26 protein-coding genes and 2 pseudogenes are annotated in these 26,058 nt (G+C 64.1%); 17 read left to right on the forward strand and 11 right to left on the reverse strand.

Features of this window, described 5'->3' with window-relative positions:
- The first annotated feature begins 71 nt into the window (after positions 1 to 71).
- Positions 72 to 845, forward strand: a complete 774-nt coding sequence (locus tag ACWHMB_RS09635; protein ID WP_377481291.1) for an enoyl-CoA hydratase/isomerase family protein — start codon at positions 72 to 74, stop codon at positions 843 to 845.
- Positions 846 to 926: 81 nt separating this feature from the next.
- Here ACWHMB_RS09635 and ACWHMB_RS09640 read toward each other — a convergent pair whose 3' ends face one another.
- The 4 genes from ACWHMB_RS09640 to ACWHMB_RS09655 are packed head-to-tail and all read right to left on the reverse strand — an operon-like array spanning position 927 to position 5,619.
- A complete protein-coding gene (locus ACWHMB_RS09640; RefSeq protein ID WP_377481289.1) occupies positions 927 to 2,084 on the reverse strand; it encodes a thiolase in 1,158 nt (385 codons plus the stop codon).
- Positions 2,081 to 2,485, reverse strand: a complete 405-nt coding sequence (locus ACWHMB_RS09645) for a Zn-ribbon domain-containing OB-fold protein (protein ID WP_377481286.1) — start codon at positions 2,483 to 2,485, stop codon at positions 2,081 to 2,083. Before ACWHMB_RS09645 ends, ACWHMB_RS09640 begins: the two co-directional genes overlap by 4 nt.
- Positions 2,482 to 4,635 carry an acetate--CoA ligase family protein gene (locus ACWHMB_RS09650; RefSeq protein ID WP_377481283.1) on the reverse strand — a complete coding sequence of 718 codons (2,154 nt, stop codon included), beginning with the start codon at positions 4,633 to 4,635 and terminating at the stop codon, positions 2,482 to 2,484. The genes ACWHMB_RS09645 and ACWHMB_RS09650 overlap by 4 nt, the downstream gene beginning before the upstream one ends.
- Positions 4,636 to 4,650: 15 nt before the next feature.
- Complete coding sequence (locus ACWHMB_RS09655; RefSeq protein WP_377481280.1) at positions 4,651 to 5,619, reverse strand: Bug family tripartite tricarboxylate transporter substrate binding protein; 969 nt, start codon at positions 5,617 to 5,619, stop codon at positions 4,651 to 4,653.
- Positions 5,620 to 5,779: 160 nt separating this feature from the next.
- Between ACWHMB_RS09655 and ACWHMB_RS09660 the strand changes: the two genes are divergently transcribed.
- The 8 genes from ACWHMB_RS09660 to ACWHMB_RS09695 are packed head-to-tail and all read left to right on the forward strand — an operon-like array spanning position 5,780 to position 13,215.
- Entirely contained in the window at positions 5,780 to 6,946 is a 1,167-nt protein-coding gene (locus tag ACWHMB_RS09660; RefSeq protein WP_447648519.1) for an acyl-CoA dehydrogenase family protein, read from the forward strand.
- 15 nt (positions 6,947 to 6,961) lie between these two features.
- Complete coding sequence (locus tag ACWHMB_RS09665) at positions 6,962 to 7,738, forward strand: enoyl-CoA hydratase/isomerase family protein (protein WP_377481274.1); 777 nt, start codon at positions 6,962 to 6,964, stop codon at positions 7,736 to 7,738.
- A 2-nt stretch (positions 7,739 to 7,740) separates the two neighbouring features.
- The gene (locus ACWHMB_RS09670) at positions 7,741 to 8,871 is read left to right on the forward strand and encodes a thiolase C-terminal domain-containing protein (protein ID WP_377481271.1); all 1,131 of its coding nucleotides are present in this window, start codon (positions 7,741 to 7,743) and stop codon (positions 8,869 to 8,871) included.
- Position 8,872: 1 nt separating this feature from the next.
- On the forward strand, positions 8,873 to 9,274 hold the full coding sequence (locus tag ACWHMB_RS09675) for a Zn-ribbon domain-containing OB-fold protein (protein WP_377481268.1): 402 nt from the start codon (positions 8,873 to 8,875) through the stop codon (positions 9,272 to 9,274).
- Between the two features lie 14 nt (positions 9,275 to 9,288).
- Positions 9,289 to 10,479: an acetyl-CoA C-acyltransferase gene (locus ACWHMB_RS09680; protein WP_377481265.1), complete on the forward strand. Its 1,191-nt coding sequence runs from the start codon at positions 9,289 to 9,291 to the stop codon at positions 10,477 to 10,479.
- A gap of 10 nt (positions 10,480 to 10,489) precedes the next feature.
- Positions 10,490 to 11,470 carry a Bug family tripartite tricarboxylate transporter substrate binding protein gene (locus ACWHMB_RS09685; protein ID WP_377481262.1) on the forward strand — a complete coding sequence of 327 codons (981 nt, stop codon included), beginning with the start codon at positions 10,490 to 10,492 and terminating at the stop codon, positions 11,468 to 11,470.
- A gap of 43 nt (positions 11,471 to 11,513) precedes the next feature.
- Positions 11,514 to 12,263 (forward strand): electron transfer flavoprotein subunit beta/FixA family protein, encoded by a 750-nt coding sequence (locus ACWHMB_RS09690; protein ID WP_377481259.1) that lies wholly within the window; start codon positions 11,514 to 11,516, stop codon positions 12,261 to 12,263.
- A gap of 19 nt (positions 12,264 to 12,282) precedes the next feature.
- Positions 12,283 to 13,215 (forward strand): electron transfer flavoprotein subunit alpha/FixB family protein, encoded by a 933-nt coding sequence (locus tag ACWHMB_RS09695; protein WP_377481257.1) that lies wholly within the window; start codon positions 12,283 to 12,285, stop codon positions 13,213 to 13,215.
- A gap of 55 nt (positions 13,216 to 13,270) precedes the next feature.
- Here the strand turns inward: ACWHMB_RS09695 and ACWHMB_RS09700 are convergent, their stop codons facing one another.
- The 3 genes from ACWHMB_RS09700 to ACWHMB_RS09710 are packed head-to-tail and all read right to left on the reverse strand — an operon-like array spanning position 13,271 to position 16,393.
- Entirely contained in the window at positions 13,271 to 14,392 is a 1,122-nt protein-coding gene (locus ACWHMB_RS09700; protein WP_377481254.1) for an acyl-CoA dehydrogenase family protein, read from the reverse strand.
- Positions 14,393 to 14,405: 13 nt separating this feature from the next.
- Positions 14,406 to 15,551, reverse strand: coding sequence for an acyl-CoA dehydrogenase family protein (locus ACWHMB_RS09705; RefSeq protein WP_377481251.1), 1,146 nt, complete (start codon positions 15,549 to 15,551; stop codon positions 14,406 to 14,408).
- Positions 15,552 to 15,583: 32 nt separating this feature from the next.
- Complete coding sequence (locus ACWHMB_RS09710) at positions 15,584 to 16,393, reverse strand: IclR family transcriptional regulator domain-containing protein (RefSeq protein WP_447648520.1); 810 nt, start codon at positions 16,391 to 16,393, stop codon at positions 15,584 to 15,586.
- Between the two features lie 102 nt (positions 16,394 to 16,495).
- Between ACWHMB_RS09710 and ACWHMB_RS09715 the strand changes: the two genes are divergently transcribed.
- Positions 16,496 to 17,191 carry a 3-oxoacid CoA-transferase subunit A gene (locus tag ACWHMB_RS09715; RefSeq protein ID WP_377481245.1) on the forward strand — a complete coding sequence of 232 codons (696 nt, stop codon included), beginning with the start codon at positions 16,496 to 16,498 and terminating at the stop codon, positions 17,189 to 17,191.
- 25 nt (positions 17,192 to 17,216) lie between these two features.
- A complete protein-coding gene (locus ACWHMB_RS09720) occupies positions 17,217 to 17,861 on the forward strand; it encodes a 3-oxoacid CoA-transferase subunit B (RefSeq protein WP_377481243.1) in 645 nt (214 codons plus the stop codon).
- Between the two features lie 138 nt (positions 17,862 to 17,999).
- Here the strand turns inward: ACWHMB_RS09720 and ACWHMB_RS09725 are convergent, their stop codons facing one another.
- Both ACWHMB_RS09725 and ACWHMB_RS09730 read right to left on the reverse strand, forming a co-directional pair.
- A complete protein-coding gene (locus ACWHMB_RS09725; RefSeq protein ID WP_377481240.1) occupies positions 18,000 to 18,335 on the reverse strand; it encodes a hypothetical protein in 336 nt (111 codons plus the stop codon).
- A 44-nt stretch (positions 18,336 to 18,379) separates the two neighbouring features.
- On the reverse strand, positions 18,380 to 19,036 hold the full coding sequence (locus ACWHMB_RS09730; protein ID WP_377516453.1) for a TrbI/VirB10 family protein: 657 nt from the start codon (positions 19,034 to 19,036) through the stop codon (positions 18,380 to 18,382).
- Positions 19,037 to 19,126: 90 nt separating this feature from the next.
- Here ACWHMB_RS09730 and istA point away from each other — a divergent pair, with 90 nt between their 5' ends.
- Together istA and istB are read left to right on the forward strand one after the other, a co-directional pair.
- Entirely contained in the window at positions 19,127 to 20,644 is a 1,518-nt protein-coding gene (gene istA / locus ACWHMB_RS09735) for an IS21 family transposase (protein WP_377516452.1), read from the forward strand.
- Positions 20,641 to 21,471 carry an IS21-like element helper ATPase IstB gene (istB, locus tag ACWHMB_RS09740; RefSeq protein WP_377485458.1) on the forward strand — a complete coding sequence of 277 codons (831 nt, stop codon included), beginning with the start codon at positions 20,641 to 20,643 and terminating at the stop codon, positions 21,469 to 21,471. Before istA ends, istB begins: the two co-directional genes overlap by 4 nt.
- A gap of 167 nt (positions 21,472 to 21,638) precedes the next feature.
- Here istB and ACWHMB_RS09745 read toward each other — a convergent pair whose 3' ends face one another.
- On the reverse strand, positions 21,639 to 21,974 hold the full coding sequence (locus ACWHMB_RS09745) for an HD domain-containing protein (protein WP_377483334.1): 336 nt from the start codon (positions 21,972 to 21,974) through the stop codon (positions 21,639 to 21,641).
- Positions 21,975 to 22,266: 292 nt separating this feature from the next.
- On the opposite strand from ACWHMB_RS09745, the pseudogene ACWHMB_RS09750 reads away from it, so the two are divergent.
- The 4 genes and pseudogenes from ACWHMB_RS09750 to ACWHMB_RS09765 form a co-directional block, all read left to right on the forward strand.
- Positions 22,267 to 22,506 (forward strand): annotated as a pseudogene (locus ACWHMB_RS09750) (transcriptional regulator); the annotation flags it as partial.
- A gap of 23 nt (positions 22,507 to 22,529) precedes the next feature.
- Positions 22,530 to 23,840: a HipA domain-containing protein gene (locus tag ACWHMB_RS09755; RefSeq protein ID WP_377483344.1), complete on the forward strand. Its 1,311-nt coding sequence runs from the start codon at positions 22,530 to 22,532 to the stop codon at positions 23,838 to 23,840.
- Positions 23,841 to 23,907: 67 nt separating this feature from the next.
- Positions 23,908 to 24,132 carry a hypothetical protein gene (locus ACWHMB_RS09760; RefSeq protein ID WP_377483332.1) on the forward strand — a complete coding sequence of 75 codons (225 nt, stop codon included), beginning with the start codon at positions 23,908 to 23,910 and terminating at the stop codon, positions 24,130 to 24,132.
- Positions 24,132 to 24,758 carry a hypothetical protein gene (locus ACWHMB_RS09765; RefSeq protein WP_377483330.1) on the forward strand — a complete coding sequence of 209 codons (627 nt, stop codon included), beginning with the start codon at positions 24,132 to 24,134 and terminating at the stop codon, positions 24,756 to 24,758. The genes ACWHMB_RS09760 and ACWHMB_RS09765 overlap by 1 nt, the downstream gene beginning before the upstream one ends.
- 182 nt (positions 24,759 to 24,940) lie before the next feature.
- On the opposite strand, the pseudogene ACWHMB_RS09770 reads toward ACWHMB_RS09765, so the two are convergent.
- Positions 24,941 to 25,855 (reverse strand): annotated as a pseudogene (locus ACWHMB_RS09770) (IS256 family transposase); the annotation flags it as partial.
- Positions 25,856 to 26,058: the final 203 nt, after the last annotated feature.

The raw sequence follows: 26,058 nt of genomic DNA on the forward strand, positions 1-26,058 counted from the left end.
ATTGATTCCGTCAAACGAAACTGATATCCTGTCGCCGTCTTTTCCCTCCCTTCGTCCAGAAAGAGTCTTCCATGAGCAGCATCGACATCGAGCGACGCGGCGTCGTCGCCGTGGTCACCATGAATAACCCGGCCGGCAGGAACGCGCTGGATCTAGAGATGCGCCGCGCCTTATTGGCGGCCTTCAGTGACGTGGCCGAGGACGATGCCGTTCGCGCCGTCGTGCTGACCGGCGCTGGCGACGCATTCTGCGCTGGCGCTGACGTGGGCAAGATGGGCGGGCGCGGCCTGGCCGGCTCGCGCCAGCGTATGAAGACCATGCATGCCATGGTGCGCGCGCTTCACGGCATGGACAAACCTGTGGTGGCGGCGGTGCGCGGCCCGGCCGTGGGCATCGGCTTCAGCCTGGCCATGGCCTGCGACATCGTGGTGGCGACGCCGGGTGCAAATTTCTCGCAGGTCTTCACCCAGGTGGGCTTGGCGCCGGATGGCGGTGCGATCTGGTTCCTGGCGCGGCAGATGGGTTTTTCGCGCGCCAAGGAACTGGTATACAGCGCCCGCAAGCTTACCGGCGAGGAGGCCGCTACGCAGGGGCTGGTGCAACGCCTGGAGCCGCCCGAGCGCGTGTTGGACGAGGCGCTGGCCCTGGCCACGCAGTACGCCCAAGGCCCCGGCTTGGCTCTGACCATGGCCAAGCAGCTGTTCGCCCACAGCGTCTCGCCGACCCTGGAGCAGTTTCTGGAGATGGAGTTGCTGGTGGGGCCGCAGCTGTCCCAGACCCGCGACCATGCAGAGGGACGCGCCGCGTTCCAGGAAAAGCGCACGCCGCGATTTACGGGTCAGTGAACAGAGGGCTCTGCGCGCGCGGTCAGCAGTGGCCCGGGTGCGCGGGCTCTTGATCCAGGTGCACGACTCGGGTCGTGCGCGTCAGATGGTGCTGGCGCTCCCGAGCACCACGGTGCTATGGCTGGACAGTACTCCGCCGTTGCCATGGGCGATGGCGGTTTCGCAGCCGGCGACCTGACGTTCGCCGCATTCCCCGCGCAGTTGGCGTACGGCCTCCATCAGCACGAATAGGCCGTACATGCCCGGGTGGCAGTAGGACAGGCCGCCGCCATTGGTGTTCACCGGCAGCCGGCCGCCTGGGGCGATGGCGCCGTCACTGACGAAGCGGCCGCCTTCGCCCTTGGGGCAAAAGCCCAGGTCTTCGAGGAACAACAGGGTGGTGATGGTGAAGGCGTCATAGACCTGCACCACGTCGATGTCCTGCGGCTTCAGGCCGGCCATGGCATAGGCCTGCGCGCCGGAGCGGGCCGCGCCGGTGACGGTCAGGTCGGCCATGTTGCTGATGGTTTGGTGGCTGATGCTCTCGCCCACCCCCAGCACGAAGGCGGGTGGCTTGCGCAGGGTCTTCGCCCGGGCTGCACTGGTCATGACCAGCGCGCCGCCGCCGTCGGTCACCAGACAGCAGTCGCGCACCGTCAGCGGGTGGCTCACCATGCGCGCGGCCAGTACCTGCTCCACCGTCAGTGGCTCCTTTTCCCAGGCCGCCGGGTTGCGCAGCGCCCACTGGCGCGCCGCCACCGCCACCTGCGCGAGCTGCTCGCGCGTGGTGCCGTACTGGTGCATGTGGCGCGAGGCCGCCAGGGCGTAGGCGCTGGCCGGCAGGACCGGGCGGAAGGGCGTCTCGTAGGGGTTGTACTCGCGCGGCGCGACGTTCTTGCGGCCGGCGCTGCGCTGCGTGCTGCCGTAGGCGATCACGGCCACCTCGCACAGGCCCAGCTCGATGGCCGCCTGCGCGTGCGCCACATGGGTCATGAAGGAGGAGCCGCCCATCATGGTGCAGTCCTGGTAGCGGGGCTTCAGGCCCAGGTATTCGCACAGGGCGGTGCTGGGCATGCGGCTCTGGCCGGCGGCGGCGAACACGCCGTCGACATCGGCCAGCGCCAGGCCGCAGTCGGCCAGCGCGCGGTGCACGCCCTGCGCCATCAAATCGATGACGCTCATGCCAGCGGCGACTTCGCCCAGGTCGGATTCGGCCACGCCGACGATGGCGGCCGAGCCGCGCTTCAAGGTGGTGTTCATGCGGCCTCCATGGGGTCGAACACGGGATGGGGGCCTTCGTCGCCCTCGGCGGGGTGGATGCGCACCCTCACCCGCAGGCCGATGCGCACCTGTTCGGCGGGGATGGACTCGACCCGGCTCATGAGGCGAAAGCCCTCGTCCATGTCGATCAGCGCCACGTTGTAGGCGGGCTCGCCCTTGGGCGAAATGACGGTGGTGGCGTAGACGGTGCCCAGGCCGGCGCTGGTGGCCCAGCGCAGTTCGCCGCGGTAGCCCGCGGGCGCGGCCACGCGGGGGTAGAACAGGGCGCGGCCGTCTTCATCGACCTGGTAGGCCAGCTCGCCGCCAGCGAGGCGGGCGCGGAATTGCTCCAGCGGCGAGGTGGTCAGCCGGACGGCCACTTGGGGGGTGTTGTCGGTCATGCTTGCGGTTTGGCGATGAGGGCGTCGACGGCGATGATGCGCTCGCCGGCGCAGATGAGAGGGTTGACGTCCAGTTCCGCGATGCGATCGCGCTGGTCGGAGGCGAATTCGGAAATCCGGGCGATTACCTCGGCCAAGCGTTCGCGGTCCACCGGTGGCGCGCCGCGAAAGCCATTGAGTGCCGCCTGGGCCTTGAGCTCCCCCAGCATCTTGCGCGCTTGTGGGATGCCCACGGGCGCCAGCCGCACGGTAGTGTCCTTGAGCAATTCCACGAAGATTCCGCCCAGGCCAACCACCACCATCGGGCCGAATTGCGGATCGACGCGCGCGCCCACCATGATCTCGGTGCCTTGGGGCACCATAGGTTGCACCAACACGCCGGTGATGCGCGCAGACGGCGTCGCCGCCTGCGCGTTGCGCATCACGTCGGCGAAGGCTTGGCGCACTTCGCCCTCCGTCTTGAGGTTCAGTCGGATCACGCCGGCCTCGGTCTTGTGCGGGATGTCAGGCGACTCGACTTTGAGCACCACGGGCAGGCCCACTTCGCGAGCGGCGGTCGCCGCTTGGTCGGCAGAGTGTGTGAGCAGGTCGCGCACGACCGGCACGCCATAGGCGGCGAGCACCTCCTTGCCTTCGCGCTCGGTGAGCGTGGCGTTGGGCGAGGCAGCGATGAGACCGGCCGCACGCTCGCGTGCCGAGGGCTGCGATACCCGCGGCGCGGCAGGCCCCTGCTCGAGTAGCCAGTCGGCCCGCCTGTGCCAAGCCGCCAGGGCCGCCATGCAGTGGTTCATGGAGCGGAAGGTGGCTACATGGGGGTTGTGCTCGCTCTCGATGGCACCGGGGCCTTCCAGGTGCTGCGTCATCCACACGTTGCAGGCAATCTTGCCGTGTTCGGCCGCCGCCTTACCCAACGTCTCGATGCGGGCAGTGGCCGGCGCGTATGCGAAGGTGTGCGGCACCACTAAGGCGCCGTATTGCGGGTCGGCCATCAGGGCCTCAAAGCAGTCGAGCAGCTGCTGGGGGGTGGACAGTACCTGCGCCGTCATGTCGCAGGGGTTGCCCGGCGCACCGTATTCGGGGATCAGGTTTTCGAGCACCGCCATCGTCGCGGGGGTGGGGTGGGGCAGATCCACACCATGCAGTTCCGCCTTGTCGGCCAGCAGGATGCAAGCGCCACCAGATACGGCCGCCACCGCAACGCCGCGTGCCTGGGGCGCTGGCGCCTTGGCAAAGAAGGAAGTGGTGTCCAGCAGCGCCTCCAGTTCATCGACCATGATCACGCCTGCTTGCTCGAAGGCCGCGCGGTAGGCCGCCTGGGAGCCGGCCACCGAGCCGGTGTGTGACACCGCCGCCTGTGCTCCGCGCACGCTGGTGCCCAGCTTGTGAACCACCAGAGGTTTGCCGGTTTCGCGGCACAGGGCGGCGGCCGCTAGGAAGCGCGCCGGATCGTTCATGCCCTCGAATACGCAGGCGATCGCTTGGCAACCGGGGTCGGTGGCCAGATAGGCCACTTGGTCGGCTACATCGATATCGCTGGCGTTGCCGCAGGTCAGCATGTGGCTCAATGACAGGCCGTGTTCCTGAGCTTGAGCCAGAGCGGCACCGATGGCGCCCGATTGGCTCACCAGTCCAATTGCCCGTGGCCGAGGTGAACCTTTGTAGGAGGCCGTTCCGAAGGTGCCTACCAAGCCTAGCCCATAGTTCATGAAGCCCACGCAGTTGGGGCCCACCAGGCGCATGTCGGCCGCGCGAGCAATCTCTAGTAGGCGCTGCTGTTGTGCGATGCGCTCAGGGATGCCGGTTTCCGAGAAACCGGATGAAAACAGCACCACTCCACCCACCCCACGCTTCGCGCACTCGACCACCACCGCCTCGACAGCTTCGCGCGGCACGGCGATAAAGACACAATCCGGCGTTTCCGGTAGGGCGCCGACGGAGGGATAGCATGGCTGGTCGCCGATGCGATCGTACTTTGCATTCACCATGTAAACAGGACCGGTGAAGCGTCCCGGGCCGGCGATGTTTGCGTAGGTGATGGAACCGAACGAGGCCGGATTGGTGGAAACGCCGACGACGGCAATGCTGCGCGGCGCGAAGGTGCGCGTCAGTTGCTCGCTGCGGTACAGCGGGCGGGGCGTGGTGATAATCATAAACAGAGAACCCGGTCAAAACTTCTTAGCGAGACCGAGTTCGGTCAACACCGGCGCCCAGCGATCGTATTCGGCTTGGATGAACTGGCCTAATTCCTGAGGAGTGCCACCGCGGCGTACCACCCCGATCTGGCTCGCATGGGCGACGAACTCCTTGTCCTGCAGGATTTCGTTGATCGTGCGATTGAGCTTGTCCACCGTGGCGACCGGTGTCCCAGCGGGGGCTACCAGGCAGTACCAAGCGTAGGCATCAAGGTTGTAGCCTGACTCTTTCAAGGTTGGCGTGTTGGGTAGTTGTTCCAGCCGCTTGTCGTCGAACACGCCGAGCACGCGCAGCTTTCCGGCCTGCGTGTACGGCAGTGCGAGCGTCAAAGAACCAACGTAGACGTCCACCTGACCGGCCAGCAGGGCCTGGATTGCGAGGGGGTCGCCGGTATAAGGTATGTGCGTGGTGGTGATGCCGGCTGCGCGATCCAGCATCACGCCGGCCAAGTTGGTAATGTTGCCCGCGCCCACCGATGCACGATTGATCTGTCCGGGGTGAGCCTTGGCATAGGCAACGTACTCCTTTAGGGAGGTAAACGGTGCGTCGGCACGGGCAATCAGGATACTGGGCTGGTAGCCAATGTGTGACACCGGTGTAAAGGCCTTGAACGGGTCGTACGTCATCTTCTTGAACAGCACGACGTTGTTGGCCAGCGTACTGTTGGACCCCATGAACAGAGTGAGGCCGTCCGGCTTCGCTCGCGCGACGAAGTCGGCAGCGATCATGCCGGAGCCACCTGGCTTGTTTTCCACGATGGTCTGGATGCCTCGACGGGTCATCTCGTCGGCGATAGCGCGCACGTAGCTGTCGGTGGCGCCGCCGGCATTGAAAGGTACCACGATGCGGGTGACCTGCGCTTGGGCGGCGACGGAGAACAGAGCGGCAGAGAGCAGGGTCGCGACACACAGCAGCGACCGTAGGAAATGGGAAATGGACATGGTGTGGCTGAAGTAGGTAGTCAAAAATTCCGAGGGATGGACGCGAGTCCATTATTTCTTTCTGTACGATATTCGTCAAGGGTTAAGTTCCACTTGACGAACTTGATTCCACGAGTCAGAATTCCCTTTGGCTGAAACCAACCCTATCCGACGAGACACCATGAATACAGACAGCTGGGAGCTTTCCGAGGAGCTCCGCCAGATCCAAGACACCGTGAGCCGCTTCATGGCTGCGGAGGTAAAACCCGCCGAAGACAAGTTGCCGCACGACGCCTATGAGTTGCCTACCGATGTTTTGAACCGGCTACAGACCAAGGCGCGGCAGATCGGCCTGTGGTGCGTGCGTTCGCCGGTCGAGTATGGCGGCGCAGGCCTGAGCCTGTTAGGCCAGGCAGTGGTGGCTGAGGAGGCCGCAAAGTGCCGTATGGGCGCCTATGTGCCGGCCTGTGGCGCCTTCGGTGCGGATCCCCCGAATGCCATCTGGCTGGGCACTCCGGATCAGATCGAGCGCTACGGCGTGCCTGGCATCCGACAAGGCAAGAAGATCTACTTCGCGATCAGCGAGGCCTCCGGCGGCGCCAACCCGGCTCGCTCTATACGTGCACGTGCCGTGCGCAAGGGCGACAAATATTTCCTGAGCGGCAGCAAGATGTGGATCACCGGTGCCAAGGGTGCCGATTGGGGCATCGTCTTCGCACGCACCGGCGAGCAGGGCGACCGTGGAGGCATAACAGCCTTCATCGTCAATGGCAATCCGGAGGGTATGAGCCTCAAACCCATTCCCGTGATCCGCTCATATTCGCCCTACGAGATCACCTTCAAGGACGTGGAGATACCGGTGGAAGACCGGCTGGGCGAAGAGGGGCAAGGCTTTGCGATTTGCGAGAAGTGGCTGATTGAAGGTCGCATTCCTTACGCTGCGGGCACCATCGGTGTGGCGCAGGCGGCACTGCAGATCGCCATCGACTGGGCCAAGGAGCGCGAGACCTTTCGAACCAAGCTGGCCGACAAGCAGGCCATTCAGTGGATGATTGCTGATAGCGAGATGGAGTTGCGCGCTGCGCGCTTGCTTACTTGGCAGGCGGCGTGGATTGCCGACTTGGGTCGCGGCGACCTGAAGGTGGCCTCGTCCATCGCCAAGGTGACTGCCACCGAGACGGCGGGTCGAGTGGTCGATCGTGCGATCCAGATTCTCGGTGGCTTGGGCGTGTCGCAGGAACTGCCATTGGAACGTTGGTATCGCGAGATGCGGATCAAGCGCATCGGTGAAGGCCCCTCTGAAGTGCACCGCATGGTGCTGGCGCGCCAGTTGCTGGGTAACCGTTGATTGGCCGGAACGCATATGTCCATTGACCTTGACTTGCTCGATGGCGGCATTGCGGTCATCACCCTAAATCGGCCCGAGAAACGCAACGCGCTGGATGCGGAGCACTATCAAGCGCTCTCTGAAGCATGGACGCGGGTGCGTGATGACGACGCGATCCGCGTGGCTATCGTCACCGGCGCGGGTGACAAGGTATTTAGCGCGGGCGCGGATCTCAAGTCCTGGATCGGCCGCAAGGTGCCCCAATCCGAGCTATGGCAGACGCAAAAGGGCATGCTGCTCAATCGGGGCCTGGAGGTGTACAAGCCGGTCATCGCCGCCATCAACGGCCACTGCCTGGCCGGCGGCATGACGCTGATGCTGGCCACCGACCTGCGGGTGACGGCGGACCACGCCACCTTCGCGCTCAGCGAGGTCAAGCGCGGCATCATTCCCGCCAACGGCGGCACGCAGCGCCTGCCGGCGCAGCTGCCCCACGCCATCGCCATGGAGCTGCTGTTGATCGGCGATGCCATCGATGCAGAGACGGCGGCCCGCTGGGGCCTGGTGAACCGCGTCGTGCCGGCCGACCAGGTGATGGCCACCGCCCTGGAATTGGCCCGCCGCGTGGCGGCCAATGCGCCGCTGGCGGTGCAGGCGATCAAGGAGCTGGCGCTGCGCGGATCGCAGGAAGGCCTGGCCGCCGGCCTGCGCTTCGAGCAACTGGTGCAGAACATCCTGCAACGCTCGGAAGACGCCGCCGAGGGCCGCCAGGCCTTCGCAGAGAAGCGTTCGCCGCGCTTCACGGGGAATTGACCATGAGCCTGAGCGGACGCTACGTCATCGCCGGCATCGGCCACACGGCCTTCGGCAAGTTGCCGGGCCACGACACCGTGTCCCTGAACGTGGAGGCCTGCCGCCATGCACTGGACGACGCGGGTGTGGACAAGTCGCTGGTCGATGCCGTCTTCGTGAAGGTGCCGACCTCGGCTCACCAGTTCATGTACGGGCAGAAGGTGGCCGAGGCGCTGGGCATCACCCCGCGCATGGGCGGCTGCTGGGACCAGGGCGGCGCGGCCAACATCACGCTGCTGTCCTTCGCCATCATGGCGATCGAGGCGGGGCAGTGCGACGTGGCACTGGTGTGCTACGCGGACAACCCCCGCACCGGGAACCGCGCGGTGTACGGCCGTCCGCGCGGCGACGATGCGGCCTACGGCTGGTTCTCCACCGCCGCCGGCTACGCGATGATCCACCGTCGCCACATGATCGAATATGGCACGCGGCCCGAGGATTTCGCCGCAGTGGCCATGGCCAGCCGCAACCATGGCGCCGGCAACCCGAACGCGCAGTTGCGCGCGCCGCTGGATCTGGATAAGTACATGGCCTCGCCCTGGGTGGTGGACCCGCTGCGCAAGGACGACTGCGCCCTGGTGTCCGACGGTGGCGCGGCGCTGGTGGTCATGAGCGCCAAGCGGGCCCAGGAGCTCGGGGTGGCGCAGCCGGTGCCGGTGCTGGGCTTCGGCCACGGCCAAACCTCGTTCGAGCTACCGCAGCGCGCCACGCTGACCTCCACCGAGGCCGCTCGCGCGGCGCACACGGCCTTCCAGATGGCGGGCGCCAGGCCGCAGGACGTGGACGTGGCGCAGCTCTATGACTGTTTCACCGTCACGGTGCTGATGACGCTGGAGGACTACGGTTTTTGCCGCAAGGGCGAGGCCGGCGCTTTCGTGCGCGGCGGGGCCATCGCGCATGGCGGCCGGCTGCCGGTGAACACCAGCGGCGGCCTGCTGTCCGAGACCGGCATGCCGGGCCTGCAGCTGATCATGGAAGGCGTGCGCCAGATGCGCGGCACGGCGCGTCTGCAGGTGCCCGGCGCGAAGCTGTGCGTGGTGAGCAACCAGGGCGGAACCATGCACACGCATGGCACGCTCCTGCTGGGGAATTGACATGGACATGCCCAAGCCCGAACCGACTGAACTGAGCCGCCCCTACTGGGACGCGCTGCGCGAAGGCCACCTGGTGTTCCAGCGGTGCAGCTGCGGCAACGCCTGGCTGCCCGCGCGCAGGCATTGCCCCCACTGCCTCAAGCCCGAGCCGCGCTGGGAGCGTTCCAGCGGCAAGGCCACGCTCGTGAGCTGGGTGGTCTACCACACGGCCTACCACCCGGCCTTCGAGAGCAGGCTGCCGTACAACGTGGCCTTGGTGCAGCTGGCCGAGGGGCCGCGCCTTCTGACCAACATCGTGGATGCGAACGAGGCGCTGGTCGCCGACGCACCCGTAGAACTGCAAATCGAGTGGGAAGGCGACACCGCGCTGGCGCGGTTCCGCCTGGCGCACGTCACTGTCTGAACCTGTTGCACACCATGCGTGAAGCCGTCTTTGTCTCCACCGCCCGCACGCCCCTGACCAAGGCGCACCGCGGCGAATTCAACATCACGCCGGGGCCGACCCTGGCGGCCTTCGCGGTGCGCGCGGCCGTCGAGCGCGCCGGCATCGACCCGGGCCTCATCGAGGATGTGGTCATGGGCTGCGGCAACCCCGAGGGCCGCATGGCGCGCAACATCGGCCGCCAGGCCGCGATCCGCGCCGGCCTACCGATTTCTGTGGCCGGCACCACCGTGAGCCGCTTCTGCGCCTCGGGCCTGCAGGCCATTTCCGAAGCCGCCGGCCGCATCGTGATGGATGGCGAGGCAGCCATCGTGGCCGGTGGCGTGGAAAGCATCTCCGGCCTAAAGGTACCGGTGGCTGGGGCCGAGGGCGGATCCGACCCGTGGATCGTGGAGCACAAGCCCGAGCTGTACATGGCCATGATCGACACCGCCGATGTGGTGGCGCAGCGCTATGGCGTGAGTCGCGAGTCGCAGGACCGCTACTCGCAGCAGAGCCAAAGCCGTACCGAGCAGGCGCAGCTGGCGGGCTTGTACCGCGACGAGATCATCCCGGTGACAACTTTCATGGCTGTGGCCGACAAGGCCGCGGGCACGATCAGCCAGCGCGAGGTCACCATCGACCACGACACCTGCAACCGCCGCGGCACCACCTACGAGGCGCTGGCGGCGCTGGAGCCAGTGAAAGGCCCGGGCAAGTTCGTCACCGCGGGCAATGCCTCGCAGTTGTCCGATGGCGCGTCCGCCTGCGTATTGATGGAGGCCAAGGCCGCCGAACGTGCCAACCTGCAGGCGTTAGGCGCCTTCCGCGGCTTTGCAGTGTCGGGCTGCGAGCCCGACGAAATGGGCATCGGCCCAGTATTTGCTGTGCCCAAGTTGCTTGCTCGCCACGGCCTGAAAGTCGAGGACATCGACCTGTGGGAACTCAACGAGGCCTTCGCCTCGCAGGCCGTCTACTGCCGTGATCGGCTGGGCATTCCCAACGAACGGCTCAACGTCAATGGCGGCTCGATTGCTATTGGGCATCCCTTCGGCATGACAGGAGCACGACTGGCTGGTCATGTGCTGCTGGAAGGCCGCCGTCGTCGCGCCAAATATGCCGTAGTCACGATGTGCATCGCCGGAGGTATGGGGGCTGCAGGCTTGTTTGAGATATATGCCGCTTAAAGGAATTTCGATGAATTTGTTGAATCGATTGAAATCAATAACGGCGGCGCTCGCGTGTCTGGGAGGCTTGTGTGCTGCATCCTCTGTGCCAGCGCAAGAGGTCTGGCCGAACCGAACGGTACGCATCGTTGTGCCTTTTCCGGCGGGCGGTGCATCCACCGATGGTATGGCCCGGGCCTTTGCACAGGAGCTGGCCAAGGAGTTGAAAACGAGCGTAATAGTAGAAAATCGTCCCGGTGGTGGCACTTCGGTGGGCACTTTGGCTGTCAAGATGCAACCGGCAGATGGCCATACCTTGCTATTCCAGTCCGATGGCCTGTTCAACGCCAAGTTGACCACGCCCCAACTGGCCTATGAGCCTTCGGAGTTCGAGATCATCTCGCCCTTGGCGCAAACCAACTATGCCTTCATCGTGCCCGCCAATCGAGGTTGGGAGCAACTCGAGAATCTCAGGGGTCTGGATCGAGAGTTGGACGTGGGGACCTTGGGTATCGGCGTGAGCTCTTATTCCATATTAGCTGCCCGTATGACCAAACACCTGCAGATCAAGCATCGCATGGTGCCCTATAAGGGCGGCGTAGATGGCGTCAAGGCGGTGATGGCCGGTGAGATTGATGGGTACTTCGCGACCGTGGGCTTGACCCAGACGGTGATGAGCAGTTCCAAGGTGAGGGTGTTGGCCTACACGGGATCACCGGATCGGACGTCTTTCTTCCCTGGGGTCAAGACCTTTTATGAGTTGGGAATGACCGATATGGTGTTCAACAGTTATTACGGATTGGCTGTGCGAGCGGACACCCCTGACAAGATCAAATCGGCCCTTGCAGGCGCGGTCCACAAGGTTGTCGATTCTGATGCCATGAAGGCCGCGCGGCAGCGCTTGCATCTGGAAGACTACCGTGGCAGCACGGAAGACTACCGGCGTGATGTCGTGCGCATGTTCAAACAATACGAGGCCGCAGCTTCTGATGGCGGCAAGGCCACGCAGTGATCGCTGAATTGCTGTTGTATTGCCATTCAATGGTGGTGAAAAAATGAAAGCACTCGTCGCGGTCAAGCGCGTGGTGGACTACAACGTCAAGGTGCGCGTCAAGGGCGACGGCACCGGGGTGGACATTGCCAACGTCAAGATGAGCATGAACCCCTTCGACGAGATCGCCGTCGAAGAGGCCGTGCGCCTGAAGGAAAAGGGCGCCGTCAGCGAGATCGTCGCCGTCTCCTGCGGCGTGGCGCAGTGCCAGGAAACCCTGCGCACCGCCATGGCCATCGGCGCCGACCGCGCCATCCTGGTCGAGACCGCCGAAGAACTGCAGCCGCTGGCCGTGGCCAAGCTGCTGAAAGCCCTGCTCGACAAGGAGCAGGCGGGCCTGGTGATCCTGGGCAAGCAGGCCATCGACGACGACGCCAACCAGACCGGCCAGATGCTGGCCGCGCTGGCCGACCTGCCGCAGGCCACCTTCGCCAGCAAGGTCGAGATCGACGGCGACAAGGCCAAGGTCACGCGCGAGGTCGACGGCGGCCTGGAGACCATCGCCATCAGCCTGCCCGCGGTGGTGACCACCGACCTGCGCCTGAACGAGCCGCGCTACGTCACGCTGCCCAACATCATGAAGGCCAAGAAAAAGCCGCTCGACACCGTCAAGCCCGAGGACCTGGGCGTCGACGTCAAGCCGCGCCTGAAGACCCTGAAGGTGGCCGAGCCGCCCAAGCGCGGCGCCGGCATCAAGGTGCCCGACGTGGCCACGCTGGTGGACAAGCTGCGCAACGAAGCCAAAGTGATCTGATCAAGAGGGTAGAAAAAACATGACCGCACTCGTCATTGCCGAACACGACAACGCCGCCATCAAGGGCGCGACCCTCAACACCGTCACCGCGGCCAAGGCCTGCGGCGGCGACGTCCACGTGCTGGTGGCCGGCCACAACGCCGGCGCCGCCGCCCAGGCCGCCGCGCAGATTGCCGGCGTGGCCAAGGTGCTGCACGCCGACGCCGAAGGCCTGGCCCATGGGCTGGCCGAGAACGTCGCCGCCCAGGTGCTGGCGCTGGCCGGCAACTACAGCCACATCCTGTTTCCGGCCACCGCCGCCGGCAAGAACGTGGCCCCGCGCGTGGCCGCCAAGCTGGACGTGGCGCAGATCAGCGACATCACCCAGGTCGACAGCCCCGACACCTTCGAGCGCCCGATCTACGCCGGCAACGCCATTGCCACCGTGCAGTCTCAGGACGCCACCAAGGTGATCACCGTGCGCAGCACCGGCTTCGACGCCGCCGCCGCGACGGGCGGCAGCACCGCCGTCGAGACCGTGGCCGCAGTGGCCGGCAGCGGCAAGTCGAGCTTTGTCGGCGCCGAGCTGGCCAAGAGCGACCGGCCCGAGCTGACGGCCGCCAAGATCATCGTCTCGGGCGGCCGCGCCTTGGGCAGCAAGGAAAAGTTCGACGAAGTCATGACCCCGCTGGCCGACAAGCTGGGTGCCGCCATCGGTGCCAGCCGCGCCGCGGTGGACGCGGGCTACGCCGCCAACGACCTGCAGGTCGGCCAGACCGGCAAGATCGTCGCGCCGCAGCTGTATGTGGCCTGCGGCATCTCGGGCGCCATCCAGCACCTGGCCGGCATGAAGGACAGCAAGGTCATCGTCGCCATCAACAAGGACGAGGAGGCGCCGATCTTCAGCGTGGCCGACTACGGGCTGGTGGCCGACCTGTTCGTGGCGGTGCCGGAACTGGTCCAAAGTGTTTGAACGAAAGCGAGTGACACGCGGGATCATCAAAGCGGGGCGTTGAACGCCCCGCTCTTCACCCTTGTTGGGTAAGTTGCCGCAAGTGTGCGGCACCGTTTCCGAACTGCTGATCGAGTACGTGGATTCGGCGTAGATAGTGACCTACGGCATATTCTTCGGTCATGCCAATGCCACCGTGGAGCTGTATCGCAGTCTGGCAGAGCGTACGTCCATTACGGCCGACCAAAAACTTGGCACGATGCAGGTCGGCACGAGTATGTGCCTGTCCAAAGCCACCCGTGCCAGCTGCGACAGCCGCCGCGATTGCCAAGCTACGTGCCGTCTCCAGCGAGACCAGCATTTCCGCGGTGCGATGGCGCAAGGCTTGGTTCTCACCAATTGGGCGGCCGAACTGCCGGCGCGTTTTCAGATATTCGACTGTTAGTTGGAGTGCCGCTTCCATGGCCCCGACCATTTGTGCGCAGGTTGCGGCGATGCCGGCTGCAGCCATGGCGTCGATGCTGGCCCTGACCTCGGAACTGCCTGGAGCGCATAGGGCGGTAGCATGTGTATTTTCAAAGCGAACATCGGCGGCAGGTGTGCCGTCGATCAGTCGGAACGCTCGAAAGTGCACGCCTTGTGCATGCCGTGCGACCAGGAAAAGACCCTGTTGCGAACCTTTGGTCGAGTCGGTCTTCGCGACAAGGATAAGCCAGTCGGCCGACACCGCATACGGCAATTGCTTTTGCGCGCCGTTGAGCAGCCAATGGTCGTTGTGGGTATGCACTGAGACATCGCCAGGAACAGAGTCGGGTGTCAGCGTGTGTGGGCAAGCCACTTTCAGGTTGCCTGCGGCCAGGGTTGGCAGCAGCGTGCGTTGCACTTCGGGATTGCCCGCCATTCGCAGCGCGACAGCACCCAGCACGCAGGTGGATAAAAACGGGACTGGAGCAAGCGAGTGTCCGAGTTCATAGAGTAATGGCAAGAGGTCGGTGAAGTTACCACCGAGGCCATCAAAGGCTTCCGGAACCTGCAACCCAGTCAGGCCAAGGCCTGCAATTTCTTTCCACGCCTGCTCTGCATAGCTCGTGCTATCGGCGGCCAAGGCATGCCGGTGCTGAGGCGAGAAGTGGTCGGCAAGAACGCGGGCCAAACTGTCCCGAGCACTCTTAAGTTCGTCGCTAATTTCAAAATTCATGGTGGTCTTCAGGCTAGGCGAGGGCAGCGCGAGCGAGGATATCCTTTTGGATTTCAGAAGTGCCCCCATAAATGCTCAATGCACGGGAGAAAAGATACCGTTGCACCAGATGAGGTCCCCGCTCGGCCGACGGTGGCTGCTCCAACCCGTCATCGCCAGCGAGTTTGCCCAGCAGCATGTGCAGTTCCTGCTGGATCTCCGTGCCTTTGAGTTTGAGTATCGAGGCAAAGGCTGGCAGGGCTGCTTGCTCGGATGCTGTCAGCAGAAAGCGGTAATTGGTGAGTTCTAACGCGCGGATTTCCGCGTCAAGGACGGCAAGCTCGCGTTGTAGCCCGGGGTCTTCTGTTGCAGTGCCGGTGTGCGCTACTAGCTCGCGGGCCAGTTCCAAGCGCTCTTGGCAGAGGCCCACGTTGGCAATGCCGGTGCGTTCATTGGTCAGCAGGAATTTGGCGCAATCCCAGCCCTTGTTTTCCTCGCCCACGAGTTGGGCCACAGGGACTCTGACGTTCTCGAAGAAAACTTCGTTGACATGATCTGTGCCATCGATCGATCGAATCGGGCGAACCGTGATGCCGGGCGTTTTCAGGTCGATCAATAAAAACGAGATGCCTGACTGTTTGCGTGCTTTCGGGTCCGTGCGCACTAAGGCGAAGATCCAGTCAGCCCACTGTGCGGTGGAGGTCCAAGTCTTTTGACCAGTGACGACGTAGTAATCGCCCTCACGCCGGGCGGTGGTTCGCAGCGCGGCCAAGTCTGAACCTGCATCGGGTTCGGAGAAGCCTTGACAGAACCATAGATCCATGTTGGCCAGCTTAGGCAAAAAATATTCTCGCTGCTCGAGGGTGCCGAATTGCATCAGCACCGGACCAAGCATGTTCATATTGAAGATTTGCGGTAACGGAGCAGGAGCCCGATAAAGCTCATCCAATAAAATTAGCCGTTCTACTTGGCCCAAAGCCGCACCACCGTATTCCTTGGGCCAGTGTGGCGCCGACCAGCCGCGTTCAGCTAGGATGCGCTGCCAAGTGATGGTTTCTTCCCGGTTGGGTAAATGGCCTTGGCGAAGTCGCTCGCGGATCGCTGAAGGCAGTCGGGTAGCGATGAACTCACGGACGTCCTTTCGGAAGGCCTGCTGTTCCAAAGTAAAGTTGATATCCATAGCGCTCAGTGTGGGATGAAATCAGGAGTGCGTCAGCGTGGCTGCACGCGCATGCTGATGGTGCGTGAAATTTTTTCCGATGTGGTAAGCAATTCTGGCAGCAGCCTCTCACGCAGCATTTCGATGCTGGTGCGGTTCGCCTGTCCGCTGATGTTCAGTGCCGCCACCACCTGGCCGCTGCGATTTCTCAATGGCGCGGCCACCGAAATCAGACCTTCCTCAAGTTCCTGATCAACCAGGCACCAGCCCTGCGTGCGGGCGTCGGATATGCGCGTCAGCAGCGTCTCATCATCCAGCACCGTGAGGTGTGCGAAGGACTTGCGCGGCAGGTTGGTTAGGCGCTCGCGCAACTCGCTCTCGGGCAGGGCGGCCAGCAGCACACGCCCCAGCGAGGTCCAGAACGCCGGCAGACGTGCGCCAACGGCCAGGTTAATACTCATAATCTTGTGGGTGTGCACGCGCAGCACATAGACGATGTCCAGCCCATCAAGCACAGCTGCCGAGCAGGACTCGTGCACGCGCCCGGCGAGCGCCTCCATCATGGGCTCGGCTAAGTCCCAAATGGGCATGGAGCTCAGGTAGGAAAACCCTAGATCCAAAATGCGTGGCGTGAGGCGAAACAGGCGTCCGTCGCTTTCCAGGTAGCCCAGTGTCTGCAGTGTCAGCAGGATGCGCCGCGCTCCGGCGCGCGTGAGGCCGGTGCACGCCGCCACCTCACTTAAGGTCTGCTGCGGCGCGCTGGCGCTGAAGGAGCGGATCACCTCCAGCCCGCGCGCGAAGGACTGCACGTAGTTGTCGCCGGGCCTGTGGGGATTACTTACAGCGGGAGGAGTGTCATGCATGGCAATTCGTCCTAGAATTCATTATACGAACATTTGTTCGTAATTCGACCACTACCGGTGTATCACCGCTCGGTCTTACTTCCCCTTACTACACGGCAAGACATGATCAACAAGATTGCGGATTCGATCGCCCAGGCGCTGTCGGGCGTGAAGGACGGCGCCACGGTGCTCATCGGCGGCTTTGGCACGGCGGGCAACCCCATTGAACTGATTGACGGTCTGATCGCCCAGGGTGCGCGCGATCTCACAGTGGTCAACAACAACGCCGGCAATGGCGATACCGGCCTGGCCGCGCTGCTGAAAAGCGGCCAGGTGCGCAAGATCATCTGCAGCTTTCCGCGCCAGGCGGACAGCTGGGTGTTCGACGAGCTGTACCGCGCCGGCAAGATCGAACTGGAGATCGTGCCCCAGGGCAATCTGGCCGAGCGCATGCGCGCTGCCGGCGCCGGTGTCGGCGCCTTCTTTTGCCCCACAGCCTACGGCACCGAGCTGGCCGAGGGCAAGGAGACGCGCGAGATCAATGGCAAGCACTACGTGCTGGAATACCCCATCCACGGCGACGTGGCCCTGGTCAAGGCGGAAAAGGGCGACCGCTGGGGCAACCTGACGTATCGCATGTCGGCGCGCAACTTCGGCCCGGTGTGCGCCATGGCCGCGAAGTTCACCGTGGCCACGGTGCATGAAGTGGTGGAGCTGGGCGAACTCGACCCCGAGGCGGTGGTCACGCCCGGCATCTTCGTCAACCGGGTGGTCAAGGTGGCACGCGTTGCCACCCAGGCCGGTGGTTTCAGGAAATAAGGCCACAAGCGAAGGAGATACAAGCGTGAGCAACTATCAAAAACGAAGCAAGACGGAACTCGCCGCACGCGTGGCGCAGGATATTTTCAACGGCGCCTACGTGAACCTGGGCATAGGCCAGCCGACCCTGGTGGCAAACCACCTGCCGGCGGGGCGCGAGGTGGTGCTGCAGTCGGAGAACGGCATCCTCGGCATGGGCCCGGCACCCGTCGCGGGTGAAGAGGACTACGACCTGATCAATGCCGGCAAGCAGCCCGTGACGCTGCTGCCCGGCGGCTGCTACTTTCACCACGCCGACAGCTTCGCCATGATGCGCGGCGGCCATCTGGACATCTGCGTGCTGGGCGCCTTCCAGGTCAGCAGCACCGGCGACCTGGCCAACTGGAGCACGGGCGAGGCCGGCGCCATACCCGCCGTGGGCGGTGCCATGGATCTGGCCGTGGGCGCCAAGCAGACCTGGGTGATGATGGACTTGCTGACCAAGACCGGCGAGTGCAAAGTGGTCAAGCAGTGCAGCTACCCGCTCACAGGTCTGGCCTGTGTGAAACGCATCTACACCGACCTGTGCACGCTGGAGTGCACGTTGGAAGGCCTGCGCCTGATCGACACCGTGCCGGGCCTGGCGATTACAGAGCTTGAGCGCCTCGTCGGCCTGCCCATTCAGCAGTAAGCCGCAGTACGGACTGTCACGGTTGATAGATTGTTTGGAAAACTGACTTGGCGAGGACGGACCAAATGCAGGCTCGGTAGCAGTAGTAGTGTCGGTTATTCTTACTGTGTCATAAATGATGCAGTTTGCACAGTCAGATTAGTGATCGGGCTGCCCAGGATCGGTCGAAGCCAGATACAGCCTCAGCGCTTGATTGATGACCGTGTTGCGCGGCAAGCCGGTTTCCTGAGTCAGCACATTCAGACGTTGCCACGCCTGTTCACCGATGGAGACGGTGGTCGGTGCACTCCATGGCAGCGGTTCGAGCCCGGCGTGGCGACGACCGCGCCGCTGCCGGATGTTCATGCCCGTGAAGTCGGCCTGGTGAATCGCCAGCTCGATGATGGACGCCATGTCGCCATGCATGCGGACTCTTTCCCGCAACGTTTCGTTGACGCCGACAAGCAGGCGGATGGTCGTTTTGATGCGCGTCACAGTTGACTAAAAAAAAGCCGCCCTGCGGCGGCTCTTGTAAGGTTTCACCTGGAGAGCGGTGGCATGTCCTTGTAAGGCCCAGCAAAGAGCATATCCTTATTCACCCGGATGTTGAAGCGGTAGCCGGGTCGAATTTCAAGCGTCGGTTGAATGTTGAGGTTGCGGTCGGCCAGGCGCGCGCCGACCTGACTGACCTGCATTCCCACGGCTGCGGCCGCAATCTCGGCCGAGGTGAGGCCCTGGTTGGCGTTGTCGCGCGGCCGTTGCGAGATCTGGAAGCCGGCCGAGAACAGGGAGGACAGCACGGCGCCGCCGATGACGCGGCCCCAGTGGTTGTTGACCTGATCCTGGAAGCCGGCATAGCCACTGGCGTCCTGGCCGACCATCGTTCCCAGGTTGATGCTCGAAGCGTCCGGAAAGATGATGCGGTGCCACACCACCTGCACGCGTTCCTGGCCGAACGACAGGTTGGTGTTGTAGTAGCCCAAGACACGCGATCCCTTGGGAATCAACAGGTGGCGTCCGCTCCTCGTGTCGAAGACGTTCTCGCGCACCACGGCGTGCATTTCGCCGGGGAGGTCGGAGTTGACGCCCTGGTCCAGCACGGCCGGGATGTCCCATCCGGCCTTGACCTCATAGGGCGAGAGCGCGGCGTTGCGCGAGGCCTTCAGATATGTTGCCGCCGACCGAATTTTGACCATCTGAGAGGCGAAGTGCCGAAGTAAATTTGACCAGGGTGCTCAACTGACCTGCTGAACATTTAAGCAGCGGGGAATTCAGGAGTGATCACCATGGACATGATGGGCAAGATCAGGCGGCTGCACTTTCGTGACCGTCTGTCGTTCAGTGAGATTGCGCGGCGCACGGGCCTGTCGCGCAACACGGTCAAGAAATGGGTCAAGGCGCCCGAGGGCAGCCAGCCCAGGTATCGGCGCGACGCCAGGCCCGGCAAACTCACCGCCTGGCACGAAGCGCTGATCCAGGCACTGCGCGCCGATGCCAGGCGCCCCAAGCATGAGCGGCGCAGTGGCCGGGCCTTGCACGCGCAGATCAAGGCAGCGGGCTACAAGGGCAGCTACTCGCGCGTCACCGACTTCATTCGCGCCTGGCGCCAAGGTGGCGGTGAAACGGGTGCGCCGCGCGCCTTCGTGCCGCTGGCGTTCGAGCTGGGCGAAGCCTTCCAGTTCGACTGGAGTGAAGAGGGTCTGGTCGTGGGCGGCATCTACCGGCGCCTGCAGGTAGCGCACCTGAAGCTGTGCGCGAGTCGAGCCTTCTGGCTGGTGGCCTATCCCGGCCAGGGTCACGAAGTGCTCTTTGATGCCCACACGCGCGCCTTCGAGGCGCTGGGCGGCATTCCGCGTCGCGGCATCTACGACAACATGCGCACCGCTGTCGACAAGGTGCACAAAGGCAAGGGCCGCACCGTCAACGCTCGCTTTGCGGTGATGTGCAGCCACTACCTGTTCGATGCCGACTTCTGCAACGTGGCCTCCGGCTGGGAGAAAGGCGTGGTGGAGAAGAACGTGCAGGACAGTCGCCGTCGCATTTGGGTAGAGGCCGGTCAGCGGCGCTTTGGCAGTTTCCTGGAACTCAACGTCTGGCTGGCCGAGCGATGCCGGGCGCTGTGGGCGCAAGAGCGCCACCCCGAGCATCGGCAGTTCAGCATCGCCGAGATGCTGGAGCACGAGCGCTCTCACCTGATGCCCATGCCTGCGCCCTTCGATGGCTACGTCGAGAAGCTCGCTCGCGTGTCCAGCACCTGCCTGGTCGCCGTGGCGCGCAACCGCTACTCGGTTCCCTGCGAGCTGGCCGGACAGATGGTCAGCACGCGGCTGTACCCGAATCGGGTGGTGATCGCTGCGGGCGACGCCATCGTGGCCGAGCACGAGCGACTGGCGGGCGAAGGCCAGACACACTACGACTGGCAGCACTACCTGCCGCTGCTGCAGCGCAAGCCCGGAGCGCTCAGAAACGGCGCCCCATTCCGTGACCTGCCCGAGCCATTGCAACGGCTCAGGCGAGGCCTGTTGCGCGAGCCTGGTGGTGACCGCGTGATGGCCCAGGTGCTGGCGCTGGTGCCCGGCGTCGGCTTGGAGGCGGTTCTGGTGGCGGTGGAGCTGGCGCTCGAAGGCGCGCCGCCATCCGGGCGCGTGAGCGTCGAGCACGTGGTCAACGTGCTGGCTCGCCTGGCGGCGCCAGCGGCGCCGCAGCAGGCAAGCACCGCGCTGCGCACGAGCGTGACGCCGCTGGCCGACACCGCGCGCTATGACCGCCTGCGCGCCTTCAGCCTGACGGGGGAGCTGTCATGAGCGCCGCCACTGCTATGACGACGGCGCGCGACATTGGCGTCGAACTCAAGGGTCTGCGCCTGCACGGCATGGCCACAGCCTGGGCCGAGTTGACCGAGCAGGGCAGCCAGGAGATGGCCGGCACCCACTGGCTGCTGGAACATCTGCTGCAGGCCGAAGCCACGGATCGGGCCATGCGCTCGATCCGTCACCAGATGAGTGCCGCCCGGTTCCCGATGCACCGCGACCTGGCTGGCTTTGACTTCGAGGCTTCGCCGGTCGATGAGGCCCTGATCGGCCGGCTGGCAAGCTTGGAGTTCACCAGCGCGACGCACAACGTGGTGCTGGTGGGCGGGCCGGGTACCGGCAAAACGCATCTGGCCACCGCGCTGGGGATCGCGGGCATTACCGAGCATGGCAAGCGCGTGCGGTTTCATTCCACGGTGGATCTGGTCAACGCGCTGGAGCAGGAGAAGGCCCAGGGCAAGGCCGGACGCATCGCAGCCAGCCTGTTGCGCATGGACCTGGTGATCCTCGATGAGTTGGGCTACTTGCCCTTCAGCCAGGCGGGCGGCGCCTTGCTGTTTCACTTGCTCAGCCGGCTGTACGAGCACACCAGCGTGATGATCACCACCAACCTGGACTTCGCCGAGTGGAGCGCGGTGTTTGGCGATGCCAAGCTGACGACGGCGCTCTTGGATCGGCTCACGCATCACTGCCACATCGTGGAGACGGGCAACGAGAGTCATCGCTTCCGGCATTCGAGTGCCACGGCCAGGAGTCAGATCAGCCGGCGTGAGCAGGCGCGCAGAAAGCCTCAAGGGGCCGCCGCCGAACCAGGTCAATGAACGAGTGCCGCGCGTGCAAAGCCGCTTCGGGCTACGCCCTGCGCGCCTTTGCACGCGCATCCGTCAGCAGACCAACCAACCAACCAGACAGGACATACACTTATCCACAGCCGAGCACGCCAAGCTCGGCCTCAACCCCCTGGTCAAAATTCAATCGGCACAGGTGGTCAGAATTCAATCGGCGCCGACAAGATCGCCCTTTGAAAGCCGGCATTGGCCTTGCCGATGTCGTGTAGATAGGCCAGTACGGCCAGGCGGGCGTGGTCGGTGTCGGTCAAAGTGCGGCCGCCTGCGGTGCGCCGCAAGGCACGGGCAATGGCGGGAATGTGCAGCAGTCGGTGCGAGACAGCGGCAACGTCCGTCATGTGGTCGAGCAAACCATGGGTGATGGTTTCATCCGGTGAACGCTGGAGCTTGCCCCATGGAGCGGAGGGTATGGCGGCTTCAATAGACTCCATAAATCCAGGCTGGATTGCCATAGCGTCCGGGCGGCTCGTGTCCATTTCTTTCCCCTAAACCGAGCGCGTGTTCTCTGTACGTCGACCGTCGAACATCAACCTGAGTGAGGTTGGACCTCGCACTCTTCAATCTCCTTGATGGAAGAAATCCATGCTCCCATGAGCGTCGAGCAAAGACATCTTGAACGAATTTGAGCCGTGTCGCGATCAAAATCCTTTAAATTGCTAGGATTTTCGGGGTAATAGGGCTGTGTTTATAAAAATCCACACAATCATAAGGATTCATTGCCAAACTTCCAGGTTTGATCAAAAATCCTCGCCAACGTGAGGATTGATCATGAACATACCCATCCCCAACGCCGCCGCGATCGGCCAGGTGGTGCGCGCCAGCCGCAAGGCGCAGAAGATTCGCCAGGACGATGCCGCCGGCAGCATCGGCGTGAGCGAGAACTTCCTGGGCAAGATCGAGCGCGGCGGCGAGACGGTGCAGTGGGGCAAGCTCTTTCAGGTGCTGGCGGGCTTGGGCATCCGTGTCATGGTGGACGTGCCCGAGACTGTGGCGGCTTATCTGAACGACCCGGCCAATCACAAGGGTGGGGCATGACTGGCCGGTCTTTGCGCGCGTGGATCAACCAGCAAGAAGTTGGCCGCTTGCAGGAGGTGGCGGGGCTGTGGAGCTTTCAGTACACCCCGGACTGGCTGGCCAACCCCAAGGGCTTTGCGCTCAGCCCGCACATTCCCTTGTCCCAGCAGCCTTTGCCGGACGGCGCCAGTCAGCGCCCGGTGCAGTGGTATTTCGACAACCTGCTGCCAGAAGAGGATCAACGGGTGCTGCTGGCCAAGGATGCCCGGCTGGACGCAGCCGACGCCTTCGGCCTGCTGGCCTGGTACGGCGCGGAGTCCGCCGGGTCGCTGACCTTGCTGCCGCCAGAGGCCGCACCGCAAACCACCGAGCCCCTGCGCCCCTTGCCCGACGAGGCGCTGCAGGCGCGCATCCGCCAGTTGCCCAGGGCGCCGCTGACGCACGCCGCCATCAAGCGCATGTCGCTGGCCGGTGCGCAGCACAAGCTGGCCGTCGTTCTGCAAGATGGCGCACTGTTTGAACCGGCAGGCGCCACGCCTTCCACCCATATCCTCAAGCCCGATCACCCGAATTCGGACTACCCCCATTCCGTCATCAACGAGTGGTTTGTGATGCGCCTGGCCAGGCGGCTTGGGCTGGAGGTGCCCGAGGTGCATCGGCGCTACGTGCCGTCACCGGTGTACCTGATTGATCGCTTCGATCGGCTTGCAGGTGCGCAAGGTTGGCAACGCCGCCATGTGATCGACGCCTGCCAGCTGCTGGGGCTCGACCGCAGTTTCAAATACAGCCAGGGCAGCATGGAAAGCCTGGCCGCGCTGGCCAGTGCCTGCCGCAGTCCGGCGGTGCCACGCTCGCGACTGTTTGGCTGGCTGGTGTTCAATGTGCTGGTCGGCAACAGCGATGCGCACCTGAAAAACCTCAGCTTTCTGGTGTCGCACGAAGGCGTTCAGCTGGCGCCGTTCTACGACCTGCTCAGCGTCGCCGTCTACGACTCACCGGCCTTCGACAAAACCGGCTGGCCTGCACAAACCCAGCTGGCCTGGCCGGTGCTGGGCGTGCGGCACTTCTCGGACATCCGCCGTGGCCTGCTGCTGGAGGCGGGTGCGGCGCTGAATCTGGTCAAAAGCACGGCTGAACGCCTGCTCGAAAACCTGCGCAGCCGCGTTGCTTCCGAAGCTGAAACGCTGTATGCCGAGGTCGAAGCCGAGAACGCTCAAATCGCCCATGCGCGCCCTGAGCTGGCGGCGACGATGGCGGGCGAAGCGCGCTGTCTCAGGGCCATCTTGCACACCGTTGTTCAGGAGATGGCCCGGCAGATCGCCGCGTGATCGCCGACCGCGCAGGTGAGGTGCACACTCTTGCACACAGGTAAGTACATGAGTGCATAATCCGATCATGAAGCGGACGTCAGCAACTCAGCTCGCTCCCCCGGCTGGGCCTGCCCGTCGCGCCTCGGGCAGTAGCTCTCGCTCCGGCCAGCTGCCCGAGGGCGACGTGCGCCTGACGGCCAACATCCGCGCCGACCTGCACCTGGCCCTGAAGATCCGCGCCGCGCGCGAACGCACCACCATCGGCGAGCTGATCGAGACGTGGGTGGAAACCTGGAAGGACAAGGACTGATGGCCGCCAAGACCCGCAAGACCCAGAAGTCCTGCGCCGAGCCCACGCCCATCCGCGACCTCCTGAAGGGCGCCAAGACTCCGTCGCAGCAACTGGCCCGTCTGGTGACCCAGTCCTCGGGAGCGGCTTCGACCGTGAAGCGCTACACCGAGACCGACAACACCCTGGACTCGCTGGACTTGCTGGTCGAGCTCAGGCAGGCCGGTGACGAGGCGGTGGCCGGCAAGCTGGACCGCTACGAACGCATGCTGGCCAGTCAGGCGTTGACGCTCGACAGCATGTTTCACCACCTGGCCGAGCGTGCTGAGCGCCAGCAGACGCTGCCCGCCATGGAGACGCTGCTGCGCATGGCGCTGAAGGCCCAGTCCCAATCCCGGGCCACCGTGGAGGCGCTGGCGGTCATCAAGAACCCCGTGCCCTACATCCGGCAGGCCAACATCGCCCATGGGCACCAGCAGGTCAACAACGGCCAGGGCAGGGCTCGCGCGGAGAAACCCAGGACCGCGCCGAACAAACTATTGGAGATTCACGATGGCCAACGGCTGGAGCATGGAGCGCAGGCGGCGGCAGGCCGAGCTGATCCGGCGCTGGCGGCCGTGGGAGCAATCGACCGGGCCCAGGACTGAAGAGGGCCGGCAGGCGGCGGCGCGCAACGCCTGGAAGGGCGGGCAGCGGCAGCGGCTGCGGGAGTTGGCGCGGGCGCTGGAGGCGGAGCTGATGCAGGTGCGGCGGCTTGTGGAGCCCTAGACCATGAGCTTGGCGGGACCTATCCGAATTTTTGTGTGCAGAGGCCGGAAGTTTCACGCTCTCAGTTCGCTGAGAGCGTGAAGCGATCGCCAAAGACGATGGCGAACTGATTGGCCGCTTCTTTCCAGGTGCGCGGCGGCATTGTCCAGTTGGCCGTGATGTTGCGCAAGGCCAGAAACAGCAGTTTGGTGGCCGCCTCATCACTTGGAAAGCGGCCTCGATTCTTGACGATCTTGCGCAGCCGCATGTGCAAGCTCTCGATCGCGTTGGTGGTGTAGATCATCTGGCGCACCTCGGCGGGAAACGCAAAGAACGGCACCACCTGGCTCCACTGGCGGCGCCAGGCTTGGGCAATGGGCGGGCGGCGCTGGCCCAACGCGCTTTGCTCGAACGCTGCCAGCGCCGCTTCGGCCACCTCGGCGTTGAACGCCTGATACACGGGCTTGAGCTGTGCAGCCAGCGCCTTGCGATCCTTCCAGCCCACGAAATCGAGGCTGTTGCGGATCAGGTGCACGATGCAGGTCTGGATCATGGCCTGGGGAAACACCGCCTCAATGGCCTCGGGAAAGCCCTTCAAACCGTCGACCACGCAGATCAGGATGTCCTGCAGGCCGCGGCTCTTCAGCTCGTTGAACACCTTGAGCCAGAACTTGGCGCCTTCGCTTTACTCGATCCACAGGCCCAGCACGTCCTTGTGGCCGCTGGCATCGATGGCCAGGGCCAGGTACACCGCCTTGTTCCTGACGGCGCCTTCATCGCGTATCTTCAGCCGCAGCGCGTCGAAGAACACCACCGGGTACATGGCATCGAGCGGGTGAGCCTGCCACTCTTGGACCTCGCCCATGACCTCGGCGGTGATAGCCGAGATCAGGGAGGGGGAGACTTCCTGGCCGTAGAGCTGCAGCAGGTGGCCTTGAATCTCGCGTATGCTCATGCCGCGTGAGTACATGCCGATGACCCGTCCGTCAATCGCGGGGATCCCTCCGTGGCATGCTCTCCATAGCTCGCCCCCAGCGAAGCGCCGGCACCGTAGCGCAGGCCGTGGCCTTGACCGGCGGCGATGCAGGTTGGGCAATAGCAGTCAGGACAGCTGCAGGAGATGGCATATCTAGATGGTCACCGTCTGGCGGTGTAGGCGAGGGCGCGAAAACGACCTTGATAGCACCGTGAGACGGTGTA

It is taken from the genome of Ottowia pentelensis, assembly GCF_964341695.1.